This is a genomic window from Antarctobacter aquimaris (assembly GCF_900184945.1).
Taxonomy (GTDB): domain Bacteria; phylum Pseudomonadota; class Alphaproteobacteria; order Rhodobacterales; family Rhodobacteraceae; genus Maliponia; species Maliponia aquimaris.
In genome coordinates this window covers 25,104-38,730 of sequence record NZ_FXYF01000012.1, presented here as the reverse complement: position 1 = coordinate 38,730, position 13,627 = coordinate 25,104, and the positions used below count along the sequence as shown (strand labels likewise).

Here is a 13,627-nt window from a genome sequence, read left to right as displayed (position 1 = left end):
GCTCAGCTCGTAAAGTCGACTTGGGGCAGCGCCCGGTGCGCCGGATCCTCGATCTCGAAGTAATCCGCGCGGGCAAAGCGGAATTGCTGCGCCACGAGGTTTGACGGAAACTGCTCGACCTGCGTGTTGAGCGCGCGCACCGCGCCGTTGTAGTAGCGGCGCGCCTTCTGGATCATGTCCTCGGTCTCGGCCAGCTGGCCTTGCAGTTCGCGGAAATTGGCGTCGGCCTTGAGCTCGGGGTAGGCCTCGGCCACCGCGAAGAGACGGCCAAGCGCCGCGGTCATCATGTCGGCGGCCTTCTGCGTGCCCTCCACCGACTGCGCCGCCCCCGCCGCGACGCGCGCCTGGGTGACTTCTTCGAGCACGTTCTTTTCGTGGACGGCATAGCCCTTCACGGTCTCGACAAGGTTGGGGATCAGGTCGGCCCGGCGCTTGAGCTGCACGTCGATGCCGCTCCAGCCCTCCTCGACCATGTTCCGTGAGCGGACCAGCCGGTTGTACAGATAAATGACGTAGAGCGGGATCAGGATGATCAGCGCGAGAATGACGTAAAGGACCAACGACATGGGGATGCCTCCGTTGCTGTTGCCCAAACCTAGCCGAGCCGCGCTGCCGCCGCCAGCGACTGTGTCCCGTAGCGTGGCCCCTGCGAGGATAGCCACCGCGCAAGCCGACCCGGGACAGGGAAGGACGTCGCGAAGGTGACCGTGACGGCCCATTGGCGCGGACCATTCCGGCCCACGGCAACCAGCAGAGGCCCCGCGAGCCTTCTCAGGATACCTGCTGACGGCGCTTCGCCTGCCAACGAATCAGGATCTTTACCAGAGGCACCAGCCAGACCAGGATGGTAATGACGCCCAGCGTCGCCGCAATGGGCCGCGAAAAGAACCCAAGCGGATCTCCGTCAGCCTTGATCATCGAGGCCATGAAATTGTCTTCGACCATGTTCCCCAGAACGATGCCAAGGATCGCGGGCGCAACCGGAAAGCCGTTTTCCTCCATCAGATAGGCCAGCACCCCCAGCACCAGCATGACCGAGATTCCGAACACCGTGTTGTTGATGGCAAAGGCGCCGACCATGCAGAAGATCACGATGATCGGCATCAGGACGCGGCGCGGAATGCGCAGGATGTGGCGTGACAGCTTGATGGCCACGAAGCCCAGTGGCAGCAACGCGAGATTGGCCATGAAGAAGGCCAGGAACACCGCGTAGATCAGTTCCGGGTTCATGATGAACACCATCGGACCAGGGTTCATGCCTTTCATGTACAGCACGCCGATCGCAATCGCGGTGATGGAGTCCCCGGGGATGCCGAACACGGTGGCCGGCACCCAGGCCCCGGCGAGGCTTGCATTGTTGGCGGCCCCCGCATCGACCAGCCCCTCGGGGTGACCCGTGCCGAACTTTTCCGGCGTCTTCGAACGTTTCTTGGAGATGGCAAAGGAAATCCACGCCGCGATATCCGCGCCGGCCCCCGGCAGAATACCCACGACCGCGCCGATCGAGGAGCCGCGCACGATGTTGAACTTGTACTTCCTCAGGATCGGCCCCAGGCCCGCGAACACCGACCCGGATTTCTGGAGCGGCACCTGGATCACGTCGCGGTTCGAGGCGACGTAGCGCAGCACCTCGGAAATGGCGAACATGCCGATCATTGCCGGGATAAAGCTGACCCCGCCCATCAACTCCACGTTGCCGAAGGTAAAGCGCGGGTGGCCCGCCGTCCCGTCGATCCCGACGGTGGCGATGAACAGGCCGATGAACAGCGAGACGAACCCCTTGAGGGTCGATCCGGTCGAGATGATGACCGCGCAGGACAGGCCGAGACAGGCCAGCCAGAAATACTCGTAGGAGGAAAACTGGATGGCGAATTCCGCCAGCGCCGGCGCGCTGAAGGCCAGCACCACGCTGCCCACGAGCCCGCCGATCACGGAGGTGACCAGGGCGATGCCGAGCGCCTGTTCGCCCTGCCCTTTCTTGGTCATTGCATAAGATTCGTCACAATAGGCGGCCGAGGCCGGCGTGCCCGGAATCCGCAGCAGCGCGCCGGGGATGTCGCCGGCGAAGATCGCGGTGGCCACGGCGGTCACGATGATCGCGATGGCCGGAACGGGGTCGAGAAAGAAGGTGAACGGGATGAGCAAGGCGGTGGCCATCGTCGCCGTCAACCCCGGGATCGCCCCGACGAACAGCCCAAAGACGGCGGCCAGCAGCATGATCCCTAGGGTCTGGGGGTCGGAGATCAGTGCAAAGGCTTTGAAAATCGTGTCCATGATCCCTTACCACGCAACGGGCAACAGGATACCCCAGGGCAGCGGCACCAGCAGAAACTTGGCAAACAACGTGTGGATGACGAGGGTCGTTATGGCGGCGATGAGGATGCTGGCGCGCCAGCTTGAGCCGAACCGCACCAGCAGCGTCGTCATGATCAGCAACGAACAGGGGATGAAGCCCAGACGCTGCGACGCAAGGATGTAGAAGACCATGCAGGCCAGCAGGATGACGATATTCGCGATGTTGCCCCGGTCCTGCGCCCAATCGCCGATCTCGACCATCGGCACCTGGGCCCGCTGCGCGATCCCCTGGACGACAAGAATGGCCCCGCACACGATCAACCCGATACCGATCAGCGTCGGGAACAGGTCAGGACCGTACGCCTGGCCATGCAGGCGGGGGAACGTGCGGGCGTAGGCAATCTCCGCCAGCGCGAACAGGATCAGCAGTCCGCCTGGAATGACATTGTTGAAACGCATGTCGGGCCTCGTCAGCTGGAGATGTCGGAGATGCGAAAGGGGCCGCGGTCAACAGCCACGGTCCCTTTCTACAACATTGTCGGCCAGCGGGTTACTTCGCCAGGCCCACAGCCGTCATGACGGTGCCGAGGGCAGCATCGCTGTCCTTCATCCAGGTGGTGAACTCGTCACCCGGCTTCCACACCAGGCCAAAGCCGCGTCCGTTCATGAACTCCTGGAACTCCGCGGACTTCCACACCGTTTCAAGCGCGGCGGTAAGCTTGGCCGTGGCTTCGTCGGGCATGCCCTTGGGGCCTGCGACACCGCGCCAGGCGGCCATCTTCCAGTCAGAGCCGGTGGCTTCTTTCAGCGTGGGCACATCCGGAAAGGCGCCAAGACGCTCTTCGCCCATGACGGCGAGGGATTTGACCTTGCCGGCCTCGATCAGCGCCGCGGCCTCGACAACAGAGCAGGTGACGACGTCAACGCCACCGGCGACCAGCTCTTGCAGGCCCGGGGCCGCGCCCTTGGACGGCACCCACGGTGCCGCATCCGCCGCCGCGCCGGCGTCGTTCAACATGCCGGCCAGGGCGAGGTGCCAGATGCCGCCCTGCCCCGTGCCCGAGCCCTTGTGCTTGCCGGGATCGGCCTTGATCGCGTCCAACAACTCGCCCACGGTGTTCCATTCGCTGTCCGCGCGCACCTGGATGCCCGCGGCGTCATAGTTGTACAGCGCGATGGGGGTGTAGTCTTCGTAGGTCAGTTCGGTCAGACCGGCCCAGTGCATCATGCCGATCTCGACGGTCACGACGCCGATGGTGTAGCCATCGGGCTCTGCCGTGGCGATGGCCGAATGGCCGACGACGCCGCTGCCGCCATCGCGGTTCACCACGTTGACGGGCTGGCCCAGCTCTTCCTGCAACAGGCCCGCGATCATGCGGCCGGTCGCGTCCGTGCCGCCGCCAGCACCCCAGGGCACGATCAGCGTGATCGGGCGCTCCGGGTATTCCGCAAAGGCCGGCACGGCAAGGCTGAACGCCGCCGCGGTTGCAAGCGTCGCGCTCAGGGCGATCTTCTTGAAGGTAATCGATCTGGTCATTGATGGTCCTCCCGATTGGTCGTTGGTCAGCGCTGACAATGCGCCTTTTGGTGACCCCGGGCCATGGTGCCTGGCCCGGGGGTTTCTCTCCGAGCGGTGCTCGGAAAAACTGGGTGCCGCCGTTGATCGGCAACGGAGGGGCCTGTCACGAACCACGCCTGGCCCAAGGCCGGCAAGGCCGTCACGCCGGCCCCGCAATTTGATGTCCCTTCGCATGCGACCGCGGTCATTGCGGGTACTCTGGCACGCGCTTCGCCAATGGCAAAGACATTGTGGAATTCGGTGCGGATCATCCCGGGGCAAATCGTACAGGCGTGGCTCTGGTGGCCAACTCTCCCGCCAGTCGCTGCGACAACCGCGCCACCTTCACCAGCCGCATGGCAGGTCTCAGCGGCCGCCATCCCTGCGTCCGCCGGGCTGGTCATGCGGCCTTGCAGCGCAAGGGCTTTGCCGCTTGTGCCGTGATCCCGGCGGCGGTGAAATCCGCGCGTTTCCCGCTGGATTGAGAGGGCAGAAGGCCATTCGCGCTGTCCGCCGCACGGCGCGGTGCGCCTGCACGCCCACCACCTGTTGCGTTCGCCGCTTTTCCACTCAATCCCATGGCCATACCCCCGAAAGCGGGTCTTCCGAGCGAGAACTCACCCAACGTCAAGGATGACTGGTATGGTAGTATTCAGGACTTGTCAACGCGCGGGTTATCAGTCTTCGAAAAAGTCCGGGTTGTTCTGCGAGGCGCTGATCAGCGTCCCGTCGAGATGCGCCAGGTGGACCCGGGTCCTGGCGACGGCGGTTTCCGCGTCGCCCGCCTTGATGGCTTCGAAGATCCCGACGTGGCCTTCGAGCACTTCCCGCATCCCTGTCGCGTCGTTGAGTTCCAGCGTGCAGGCCCGTTCGGTATGCGCCTTGTTCTCGGAAATCACCTTGAACGCGGGCAATCGGTCCGCTGCCACGCAGATCAGCCGATGAAACTCGTAGTCCAGCGTCTTGAGATCGACGGCATTTCCCGCCGCGACGGCCTCACGTTGCTGCTCAATGTTTGCCGCAATCGCCTCCAGGCTTTCCGGCGTGGCCGTCGTACAGGCAACGCGCACGACCTCGACTTCGACCGCGGCGCGGATGAAACGGGTATCCCGCAGTTTCTGGTGCGAGATCTTGCGCACGCGAGTGGCGCGTTGCGGCCTGATTTCCAGCAGGTCCAGCTCTCCCAGGCGCATGAACGCCTCTCGGACGGGTTGGCGGGACACGTTGTAGGTCTTGGCCACCTCGACCTCGGAAATCTTGGCCCCCGGCAACAGACGCATCGCTATGATGTCCGACTTCAATTGCCGAAACACCTCTTCGCTTGTCGTCAGCCTCCTGGCGTCCTGTGGGTCGAATACATTCATGTCTAGTCCGCCATCCCAGTTTCCCGTCGCCGTCTGCCGACGCGGCTTGAGCCTCAAGGTATGTACTGCAAAAGCGCTTTCACATCAACAAATCCACCGATTTCGCGGACGCGCGGCCGTGCGACTCCGCCTGCCGGTGACGCTCTGAAGCAGGGCTACACCAAAGTACCATACTAGTCTGCATTTTTCTTGACGGATGGCGCCAGAGCCGGTTATCTCGGTCCAGGCACCAAGGAATCCGGCCGTCCGGATCTGAACTCCGGTCGAAAAACCAATGTCTGGGAGGACGAAAATGACTTTTCTTAGCACCGTAACCAAGAAAGCCGCGCGCGTGACGATGGGCGTCATGCTTGCGACCGGGCTCAGCGCAGCCTCCATGACCGCAGCCCTTGCGCAGGACGTGACCCTGCGCGGCGCAAGCATGTTCGACGAAAACCATGCCTTCACCAAGACGATGCGGAAATTCGAGGAACTGGTCGGCGAATACTACACCGGCGACGTGGAATTCGACCTGCGCCTGAATGGCGAACTGGGCGTCGAAAGCGATTACGTCAACTTCCTCCAGCAGGGCGTCGCGATCGACTACACGATCATGGCCCCGTCCAACATGGCCAAGTTCGCGCCCGCCATTCCGCTGATGGACATGCCCTTCCTGTTCCGCGATCTGGATCACTGGAACACGGTGCTGTCCAGCGACGCATTCGGCCCGCTCGAAGCCGAGCTGGAAAAGAACGCCGACATCAAGATCATCGGCTATACCGGCGGCGGCGTCCGCAACCTGGTGTCCAGCGGACCGATCGCAAGCCTTGATGACCTGGCCGGCCACAAGATGCGCGTCATGGGCGCCCCCATCCAGGCCAAGACCTTTGCAGCGCTGACGGCAGCGCCTTCGGCGATTGCCTACAACGAGGTCTACAACGCCATCCAGTCCGGCGTGATCGCGGGTTTTGAAAACGAAGCTGCCAGCATCCAGAACCTCAAGTTCTACGAGGTCGCCCCCTACATCACGCTGACCAAGCACACCATCACCGTGCGTCCCATCGTGATGAGCGGCAAGACCTTCCGCAAGCTGCCCGAAGACCTCCAAGCCGCTGTCCTGAAAGCCGGAAAAGAGGCAGGCGCCTTCGGCCGCGAACTGGAATCGCGCGAAGACGGGCTGAAGCTGCAAGAGATGCTCGACGCGGGCCAGATCAAGGTGCAGGAATTCGACGGCCGCGAAACGCTGCTCGAGATGGTCAAGCCCGTCCAGGACGAATTCGCCGCTGAAATCGGAGCAACCGACCTGCTCGCGACCATTCGCGGCATGTGATCCGATCCGGGGGCGCCCTGACCACAGGGCGCCCCCCTTCCGCTCCGGGCAAGCCGCCCCAACACGCAAGGCGACATCATCATGGTCGGGCGAATTCTCGAAGCCTTCAGCAATGGTCTGCGCGTCTTGCTGGGATGCCTCATGGCGTCGCTGGCTGTCCCTGTCGCGATGCAGGTGATCTCGCGCTACACTGGGTTGATCCCCACCTTTCTCTGGACCGAAGAACTGGCGACCTTCATCTTTGTCTGGGTCGTGATGATCGGATCCATGCTGGCGGTCTGGGACGGCACCCACTTCGATGTCGTCATCTCCCGGGACGCGCTGAGCCCGGGCGGCGCGCTGCTGCAAAAGGGCGTCGTCTACGCCGCGATCATGGTCTTTGCGCTGCTGTTTGCCTGGTACGGGATCGAATACGCCAAGGTCGGTTCGATCCAGAATTCGGTCATGATGCGCGCCAACCTGCTGTGGATCTACGTGTCGGTTCCCCTGGCCGGGGCCATCTGGGCCATCTTTGCAGCCTATCGACTGTATGAGGCGTTCAGCGCCTTCACCAAGAACAGGACTGCCGCGTCATGATCGTCTCAACTGGCCTCGCCTGCATGATCCTTGTGGGGGGCTTCCTGGCATTGATCCTGGTCCGCGTGCCCGTCGCCTTTGCCCTGGGCATCGCCACGATACCGATCGTCGTTTTGGACATCCGGCTCACCCCGTTCATCATCCTCGACCGGATGTTCCAGTCCTACAATTCGTTCATCCTGCTGGCGGTGCCCTTCTTCCTGCTGGCGGCAAACCTGATGAACTCGGGCAAGATCACGACCAGGCTGATCGATTTCGCCCGCGTGCTGACCGGGTGGATGCCGGGCGGACTGGGCCATGTGAACGTGGCGGTGTCGATGCTGTTTGCAGGCATCTCGGGTTCGTCCACGGCCGACGCCGCCGGCTGCGGCAAGATCCTGATCCCGGCGATGGTCAAGGAAGGCTACCAGCCCCGTTTCGCCATCGCGATCACGGCATGTTCGTCCGTCATGGGCGTCATCATCCCCCCCAGCATCCTGATGGTGGTCTGGGGCGGGGTCATGCAGATATCCGTGGGCGCGCTGTTCCTGGCGGGGGCAATTCCCGGGTTGCTGATCGGCTTCGCGCTGATGGCCACCGTGTACGGCTATGCCAAGGCCTACGATTATCCCATCGCGCTCAAGCCCACGTTCCCCCAGTTCTGGAGCGCTTTCAAAGGCGCGGCGCTGGCGCTTTTGACGCCGATCCTCGTGATCGGCGGGATCGTGGGCGGCATCGTCACGCCAACCGAAAGCGCCATCATCGCGGCGGGCTATGCCCTGATCCTGGGAGTCTTTGTCTACCGGACGGTGTCGATCAAGGACCTCGGGCACATCTTCTATGACACGGGCCGGTTTGCCTCGATCTCGCTCTTTGCGATCGGCACGGCCTCTGCCTTTGGCTGGATGCTGGCGTTCTACAACGTCCCCCGCCTGATCGTCGAGACGCTCACCGCGCATGAATTCGGCATGATCGGAACCGCCCTGATCATCGCCGCCCTCTTCCTGTTCTTCGGTCTGTTCATCGACGCCATTCCCACCATCATCATCCTGGGCACCGTTCTGTTGCCTGTGGCGACGGCGGCGGACATCCACCCGATTGCCTTTGCGATCATCGGCATCATCTCCCTGGCCTTCGGGCTTGTCACGCCACCCTACGGGTTATGTTTGCTGATCGCGGCGGCAATCGGGGGCATGAACGTGGTCAGCGTCATGCGCGACGTCTGCATCATCCTCGCCCCGATGCTGCTGATCCTGCTGCTGATCATCGTCTTCCCCGAAATCGCGTTGTGGCTGCCCCGCACCCTGATGCCGATGACCTTCAAGTAAAGGGCGGATTGCGCAACGCGATGCGCAACCGCAGGACGGGTGAGACAAGAATCCGCTCGCCCCTATCGCACCGCCGTGGAGCGCGAGAGCAGGTGCGATGACGCGACGCGGCAAGACCGGGTTCCCATCGGCTGGGCCTCGCGTTCCGGTTTGACGGGCGGCTACGCGGCATCGGTCCGCGCCACGCCCCAAGCGCGACAAGCCCGATACCGATCTGCCTACCGGATGAACCGGTCGACATAATCCTCACCCAGTCCCACCTCGGTGAAATGCTTGCGGCACAGGTCGATCTTGGTGAAAACGTCCTCGTAACCCAGGACCTTGCCCCAGGGATCGACATAACACATCACGCCGTTGACCTGGAAATAGGTGATCATCTCCTCGACACCCTCGGGCACCACAAGCGTATGGGTCTCGCCCGGCGGCTCGTAGACATAGGCGCCCGGGGTCGCCTCCCAATCGTGTTCCAGGTAGTGCCAGCGCCCTTTCAGCACCATGCCATGCACCGCCTGCGGATGCCGGTGGCGTGACAGCACACCAGATTTGCGCACCTTCAGAAGGTTCATCCAGTAGCCCTGCGACCGGTTCAGGCACAGCGGGCGAAACCACACGTTCTCGGCCTGCGGGACCCACAGGCGGTCGTCCTCCGGCACGGCATCGGGGATGACGATTTCTTCCAGCGCCTCCTTCGGGAAGGGCAACTGGTAGGGCATCCGGGGATCGGCATCGTTTTCAAGTGGCATTTGGGGGGTGTCCTTTTCTTCAAACAGCCAGATAGCCGCCATCGACGGGATAGACGGCGCCGGTCACGAAACTTGCCTCGGGCGACAGGAGCCAGGACACCAATGCCCCGACCTCGTCGGGCTTGCCCCAACGGCGCAACGGCGTGCGGCCCAGGATGGCGGCGGTGCGGGCAGGATCGGCGCGCAGCTCCCGGGTCATCTCGGTCTCGATCCAGCCGGGGGCGACGGCGTTCACCCGGATGCCCTCGGGCGCCCAATGCGCGGCCAGCGCCTTGGTCAGTTGCGCCACCCCGCCCTTGGAGGCCGAATAGGCCGGCACCAGCGGCCCGCCGAAGGTCGAGAGCATCGAGGCGGTGTTGACGATCGCCCCGCCCGCAGCCGCCAGCAAGGGCCGCGCGGCCAGGCAGCAGCGCATGGTCCCGGTCAGGTTGACATCGAGCACCCGGGCAAAGACCTCGATGTCGTATTCTTCGCCCCGGCGCAGGATGCCGGCGCAATTCACCAGCCCGTCGAGCCTGTCGAGCCCGGCAAAGGCCTCGGTGACGGCGCGGTCGTCGGTCACGTCCATCACCCGCGTGTCGATGCCGGGCACCGGTTCGAAGGCATCGACCTCGGCCTGCGTCGCACCTGCGGCGATGACGTGCCAGCCGGCGGCGGCCAGAGTTTGGGCGACGCCTGCTCCGATGCCCCTTGTCCCGCCGGACACGAATGCGGTTCGTTTCACGGTTCCCTCATTTCCTTCAGCGCCGCGCGGAACTGCCGGGCGCGCCCCAAGACCATATCGAGGTCATAGTCGGGCTTGAACAGCGCCGAGCCAAGCCCAAAACCCTGCGCGCCCGCGGCGCGGTATCCCGCCATGGTGTCAGGCGTGATGCCACCGACCACGATCACCGTCGCCTCGGGTGGCAGGACAGCGCGCAGGGCGGCCACCGCCGGCGGCGGGACCATTTCGGCCGGAAAGACCTTCAGCGCCGCCGCGCCCAAGCGCAAGGCCAGGAACGCTTCGGTCGGGGTAACGACACCCGGGCACCAGGCAGCACCCGCGTCACGCGCGGCCTCTCCAACCTCGGCATCAAGGTTCGGAGCGACGATCAGCCGGCCGCCGGCCGTCACAACTGCGCGGGCCGCGTCCGCGGTCAGCACGGTCCCGGCGCCGACCACCATCCTGTCGCCAAAGGTCTCTGCGATTGCAGAAATCGACTCCAGCGGGCGCGGCGAATTCAGCGGCACCTCGACGATCCGGAAACCGGCATCGAACAGTACCGAGGCCGTTTCGACCGCGCGTTCGGGCGTCAGTCCGCGCAGGATGGCGATCAGGGGATTCGCGGCAAAAGCCTGGTTCCAGGAAATCAAGATACAAGCCCCGCTGCCCGGGCGATCAGGAAGTGCCCGCGCGCCACGATGTTTTCCGGGGCGCTTCGGCTCTTCAGCCCCGCCAGTGCCAAGGCCATGGCATAGCGTTCGGCCAGGTCGCCGCGGCCGACGATGGTGATCGTTGCTCCGTCCAACCCGCCTGCCGCCGCCCCGATTTCGGTCCCGATCAGCAGGCCCGAGAGATAGTCGGCGGTCATTTCCGGCCCGATCCGGCCGAACAGCGGCAGCGTCCGCACATTGAAGAGCCGGTGCAGCAACTCGCCGCCGCCGGAAAGACCGGCCTCGGCACCAAGGTGGAAACCTTCGCTGCTGAAGCCCCCGTCGGTCATCAGCGTGCCAAGGATGGTGTGCGACTTCAGCGCGCCGAAAATCTCGCCGGTCATGTAGGTGGCATAGTCTTCGATCCGCCCCCCGGCGACGGTGATCCATTTCGAATGCGTGCCGGGCATCACATAGACACCGTCGCCCATGTCGGCGCCGGTGGCCCCGACGATCTGGGCCTCTTCGCCGCGCATCACGTCTGGTGCGCCGTCGCGTTCGGTGGTCATGCCGGTGACGAACCACAGCCTGACGCCGCCGGAGGCCTCGTGGGTCACGAGATTGCGGGCCAGTTCCTCGGCGCCCGAAGGCACGCGTATATAAGGTGTCTCGCGCCAGCCATTGCGGCTGGTGATCATGCCCGAAGCGATGATCGGCAGCACCCGCCCCCGCAGCCAGGGCTGGACCAGCCGGTGAAAGACCGCGTCGAAATCGCGGCCTTCCACATGCATGATCCCCTGCGGGGCCGAGACGACATCAAGCACCTCGCCAGTGCCGCCGATCAGAAAGGCGCGCAGGCTGGAAGTGCCCCAGTCCAAGCCGATCAGGCGCGGCTCAGATGCGACCGAATTCATTCAGCAGATCCTCGACCGTCTTGCCCTTGGCGACCCATTGGCGGGTCTTCTCTTCGCGCTCGGCCTGCTCGGCGGCAAGCGTCACGATCTCTTCGGCCCGGTCCAGAGGGATCACGGTCACGCCCATCAAGTCTGCAACGATGAAGTCGCCGGGGCTCACCATCACCCCGCCGCAGGCGACGGCGACGTTGATCGACAATTCTTCCTTGCGGCCGGAAAACATCGTGTGGGTGCCACGCGGCGTGATCGCACGGGTCCAGATCGGCCAGCCGATATCCTCGAGCTCATCGGTGTCGCGCCCGGCGCCATCGACGATCATCGCGCGGATGCCGCGGTTCTTGGCCAACCCGCCCATCAGCCCGCCGCAGACGGAGGTGTTCAGGTCGCCACCCGCATCCACGACGATGATGTCCCCGGGCTGGCCCATCTCCAGCGCCTTCAGGGGGTCGACGAGATCGCCCTTGGAAAGCTGCACGGTGATCGCCTGTCCGCAGGTCTTGGCGCGGAACGGCGGCTTGATGCCGCTGTCCATCACGCCCAGGCGATACTGCACGTCGGCGAAAACGGCGGTGGCGGAATAACACGCCACCACCTCGTCGAACTTCTTCAGAAGATCGGGGCGGCGGTCGAAATCATTGTAGACTTTCAGCATGATCGGTCCTTTGTGTCGGTCTCAGGCAGATGCCAGCGCATCCGCATTCACGGGGAATTTCGGGGGCTGCCCGGTCAGCACGCGGGCCACCTCCGAGGCGGCATTCTCGCGCGCGGCGCGGATCGACTCCTCCGAGTAGTAGGCTGCGTGCGGTGTCACCACGACATTGGGCAGGGTGAAGATGGGGTTGTCCGCCGGCGACCAGTGCGACCGCTTGGCGGGCTCCTCCTCGGGGTCGTCGAGCCCGGCACCGGCCAGCGTGCCGGTGGTCAGGGCGCGGTAGAGCGCCTTGTTGTCCACGGTCGGCCCGCGCCCGGTATTGACCAGGATCGCGCCGGGTTTCATCGCCGCGAACTCGGCGTCCGACAGGAAATGCCGGGTATCGGGGTTCATCGGGGCCTGCATCAGGATGTAGTCCGACCGCGCCAGCAGCCCCGCCTTGTCCACAAGCTCGGCCCCGTGGCGGGCGACCACATCCGCCGGAAGGAACGGATCAAAGGCGATGATCTCGACACCGAAGGCCCGCGCCCGTTCGGCGATCGCCTGGCCGATCTTGCCGAACGAGACGATCCCCATCGTGCGCCCGCGAAGCCGGTTGATCGGCTTGCCGGATTGCCATTGCCAGATGCCCTGATGGGTGGCGCGGTCGTAGTCGAACAGCCGACGGGCAAGCGCCATCCACAGGGCGATGGCGTGATCGGCCACTTCCTCGGTGCAATAGTCGCGCACGTTGGTCACCAGGATGCCGCGCTCGGTCGCCGCCTCGACATCGACGATGTCGACGCCGACGCCATACCGGGCGATCACCCGGCACTGGGTCATCCGCTCGATGGTGGTGCGTCCGATGCGGGCATACTGGTTCATCATCGCGGCGCAATCGGCCGCATGCATGGCCAGGTCGGTCTCCGACTTGGCCTGAAGCGCCACCACCTCGGCCCCCGCATCGCGCAGGATCGCGGTTTCGATGTCGACGTCGCCGTAGTCGAAATCCGTTATGACGACCTTGGGTTTGTTGCTCATGGATGCCTCCCGGCAGAAGGGCTCAGACGTAGGCAGCCGAGGAATAGGTCAGCTCATAGGAATGGCTGTACAGTTCGAAGACGTTGCCGAAGGGATCCTCGACATAGACCATCCGGTAAGGTTTCTCGCCGGGGTAATACTTGCGCACCTGCTTCATCCGTTGCTTGCCGCCCATGGACTCGATCAGCTTCACCCGCTCTTCCAGCTTTTCGTCCTGCAGGCAGAAGTGGAACAGGCCGCGGCGCCAGAATTCGAAGGGGCGCTCTTCCTCGATCGTGTTCGGAAACTCGAACAGCTCGATGCCGATGCCGTCGCCGCTCGACAGGTGGGCGATGCGGAACGATCCCCAGCCCTCGCCGAACACGTCGTCGCACATCTGGCCGATGGCGCTGTCGTCGTGGTTGATCGTGGTCGGCGGCATGATGACGTAGAAGTCGAAGCACTTGGAATAGAACTCCACCGCGCGTTCCAGATCGGGCACGGTGATGCCGATGTGGGAAAAAGTGACTGCTGCCATTTTGTTGTCCTTTCTTGGA

General features: G+C 64.1%; 16 protein-coding genes. 4 read left to right on the top strand and 12 right to left on the bottom strand.

Annotated features, from left to right (window positions below; genetic code table 11):
• Positions 1-2: 2 nt before the first annotated feature.
• The 4 genes from MAA8898_RS18730 to MAA8898_RS18715 form a co-directional block, all read right to left on the bottom strand.
• Positions 3-566, bottom strand: a complete 564-nt coding sequence (locus tag MAA8898_RS18730; RefSeq protein WP_094022558.1) for a LemA family protein — start codon at positions 564-566, stop codon at positions 3-5.
• Positions 567-771: 205 nt separating this feature from the next.
• Positions 772-2,274 (bottom strand): tripartite tricarboxylate transporter permease, encoded by a 1,503-nt coding sequence (locus MAA8898_RS18725; RefSeq protein WP_094022557.1) that lies wholly within the window; start codon positions 2,272-2,274, stop codon positions 772-774.
• Positions 2,275-2,280: 6 nt separating this feature from the next.
• A complete protein-coding gene (locus tag MAA8898_RS18720) occupies positions 2,281-2,754 on the bottom strand; it encodes a tripartite tricarboxylate transporter TctB family protein (RefSeq protein ID WP_094022556.1) in 474 nt (157 codons plus the stop codon).
• Positions 2,755-2,845: 91 nt separating this feature from the next.
• Positions 2,846-3,832: a tripartite tricarboxylate transporter substrate binding protein gene (locus tag MAA8898_RS18715; protein WP_094022555.1), complete on the bottom strand. Its 987-nt coding sequence runs from the start codon at positions 3,830-3,832 to the stop codon at positions 2,846-2,848.
• Positions 3,833-4,146: 314 nt separating this feature from the next.
• Here MAA8898_RS18715 and MAA8898_RS25895 point away from each other — a divergent pair, with 314 nt between their 5' ends.
• Entirely contained in the window at positions 4,147-4,338 is a 192-nt protein-coding gene (locus MAA8898_RS25895; RefSeq protein ID WP_141194890.1) for a hypothetical protein, read from the top strand.
• A gap of 192 nt (positions 4,339-4,530) precedes the next feature.
• Here MAA8898_RS25895 and MAA8898_RS18710 read toward each other — a convergent pair whose 3' ends face one another.
• Positions 4,531-5,217: a GntR family transcriptional regulator gene (locus MAA8898_RS18710; RefSeq protein WP_094022554.1), complete on the bottom strand. Its 687-nt coding sequence runs from the start codon at positions 5,215-5,217 to the stop codon at positions 4,531-4,533.
• Between the two features lie 292 nt (positions 5,218-5,509).
• On the opposite strand from MAA8898_RS18710, the gene MAA8898_RS18705 reads away from it, so the two are divergent.
• From MAA8898_RS18705 to MAA8898_RS18695, 3 genes are all read left to right on the top strand, one after another.
• Positions 5,510-6,526, top strand: a complete 1,017-nt coding sequence (locus MAA8898_RS18705) for a TRAP transporter substrate-binding protein (RefSeq protein ID WP_176445226.1) — start codon at positions 5,510-5,512, stop codon at positions 6,524-6,526.
• A gap of 141 nt (positions 6,527-6,667) precedes the next feature.
• The gene (locus MAA8898_RS18700; protein WP_245853481.1) at positions 6,668-7,102 is read left to right on the top strand and encodes a TRAP transporter small permease; all 435 of its coding nucleotides are present in this window, start codon (positions 6,668-6,670) and stop codon (positions 7,100-7,102) included.
• On the top strand, positions 7,099-8,409 hold the full coding sequence (locus MAA8898_RS18695) for a TRAP transporter large permease (protein ID WP_094022551.1): 1,311 nt from the start codon (positions 7,099-7,101) through the stop codon (positions 8,407-8,409). Before MAA8898_RS18700 ends, MAA8898_RS18695 begins: the two co-directional genes overlap by 4 nt.
• Positions 8,410-8,627: 218 nt before the next feature.
• Here MAA8898_RS18695 and MAA8898_RS18690 read toward each other — a convergent pair whose 3' ends face one another.
• From MAA8898_RS18690 to MAA8898_RS18660, 7 genes are read right to left on the bottom strand one after another with little or no spacing between them, the layout of a single operon-like run.
• Positions 8,628-9,152, bottom strand: coding sequence for a 2,4'-dihydroxyacetophenone dioxygenase family protein (locus MAA8898_RS18690; RefSeq protein ID WP_094022550.1), 525 nt, complete (start codon positions 9,150-9,152; stop codon positions 8,628-8,630).
• Positions 9,153-9,171: 19 nt separating this feature from the next.
• On the bottom strand, positions 9,172-9,876 hold the full coding sequence (locus MAA8898_RS18685) for an SDR family NAD(P)-dependent oxidoreductase (protein ID WP_094022549.1): 705 nt from the start codon (positions 9,874-9,876) through the stop codon (positions 9,172-9,174).
• The gene (locus tag MAA8898_RS18680) at positions 9,873-10,505 is read right to left on the bottom strand and encodes a 2-dehydro-3-deoxy-6-phosphogalactonate aldolase (protein WP_094022548.1); all 633 of its coding nucleotides are present in this window, start codon (positions 10,503-10,505) and stop codon (positions 9,873-9,875) included. The genes MAA8898_RS18685 and MAA8898_RS18680 overlap by 4 nt, the downstream gene beginning before the upstream one ends.
• Positions 10,502-11,419, bottom strand: a complete 918-nt coding sequence (locus MAA8898_RS18675; protein ID WP_094022547.1) for a 2-dehydro-3-deoxygalactonokinase — start codon at positions 11,417-11,419, stop codon at positions 10,502-10,504. Before MAA8898_RS18675 ends, MAA8898_RS18680 begins: the two co-directional genes overlap by 4 nt.
• On the bottom strand, positions 11,400-12,071 hold the full coding sequence (locus MAA8898_RS18670) for an RraA family protein (protein WP_094022546.1): 672 nt from the start codon (positions 12,069-12,071) through the stop codon (positions 11,400-11,402). Before MAA8898_RS18670 ends, MAA8898_RS18675 begins: the two co-directional genes overlap by 20 nt.
• A 21-nt stretch (positions 12,072-12,092) precedes the next feature.
• Positions 12,093-13,091 (bottom strand): C-terminal binding protein, encoded by a 999-nt coding sequence (locus MAA8898_RS18665; protein WP_094022545.1) that lies wholly within the window; start codon positions 13,089-13,091, stop codon positions 12,093-12,095.
• A 22-nt stretch (positions 13,092-13,113) separates the two neighbouring features.
• Positions 13,114-13,608 carry a lactoylglutathione lyase family protein gene (locus MAA8898_RS18660; protein WP_094022544.1) on the bottom strand — a complete coding sequence of 165 codons (495 nt, stop codon included), beginning with the start codon at positions 13,606-13,608 and terminating at the stop codon, positions 13,114-13,116.
• Between the last annotated feature and the right edge of the window lie 19 nt (positions 13,609-13,627).

Excerpts from the sequence above, each read along its gene's own strand:
- MAA8898_RS18730 (WP_094022558.1), bottom strand. The coding sequence starts at position 566 with ATGTCGTTGGTCCTTTACGTCATTCTCGCGCTGATCATCCTGATCCCG.
- MAA8898_RS18725 (WP_094022557.1), bottom strand. The coding sequence starts at position 2,274 with ATGGACACGATTTTCAAAGCCTTTGCACTGATCTCCGACCCCCAGACC.
- MAA8898_RS18720 (WP_094022556.1), bottom strand. The coding sequence starts at position 2,754 with ATGCGTTTCAACAATGTCATTCCAGGCGGACTGCTGATCCTGTTCGCG.
- MAA8898_RS18715 (WP_094022555.1), bottom strand. The coding sequence starts at position 3,832 with ATGACCAGATCGATTACCTTCAAGAAGATCGCCCTGAGCGCGACGCTT.
- MAA8898_RS18710 (WP_094022554.1), bottom strand. The coding sequence starts at position 5,217 with ATGAATGTATTCGACCCACAGGACGCCAGGAGGCTGACGACAAGCGAA.
- MAA8898_RS18705 (WP_176445226.1), top strand. The coding sequence starts at position 5,510 with ATGACTTTTCTTAGCACCGTAACCAAGAAAGCCGCGCGCGTGACGATG.
- MAA8898_RS18700 (WP_245853481.1), top strand. The coding sequence starts at position 6,668 with ATGGCGTCGCTGGCTGTCCCTGTCGCGATGCAGGTGATCTCGCGCTAC.
- MAA8898_RS18695 (WP_094022551.1), top strand. The coding sequence starts at position 7,099 with ATGATCGTCTCAACTGGCCTCGCCTGCATGATCCTTGTGGGGGGCTTC.
- MAA8898_RS18690 (WP_094022550.1), bottom strand. The coding sequence starts at position 9,152 with ATGCCACTTGAAAACGATGCCGATCCCCGGATGCCCTACCAGTTGCCC.
- MAA8898_RS18675 (WP_094022547.1), bottom strand. The coding sequence starts at position 11,419 with ATGAATTCGGTCGCATCTGAGCCGCGCCTGATCGGCTTGGACTGGGGC.
- MAA8898_RS18670 (WP_094022546.1), bottom strand. The coding sequence starts at position 12,071 with ATGCTGAAAGTCTACAATGATTTCGACCGCCGCCCCGATCTTCTGAAG.
- MAA8898_RS18665 (WP_094022545.1), bottom strand. The coding sequence starts at position 13,091 with ATGAGCAACAAACCCAAGGTCGTCATAACGGATTTCGACTACGGCGAC.
- MAA8898_RS18660 (WP_094022544.1), bottom strand. The coding sequence starts at position 13,608 with ATGGCAGCAGTCACTTTTTCCCACATCGGCATCACCGTGCCCGATCTG.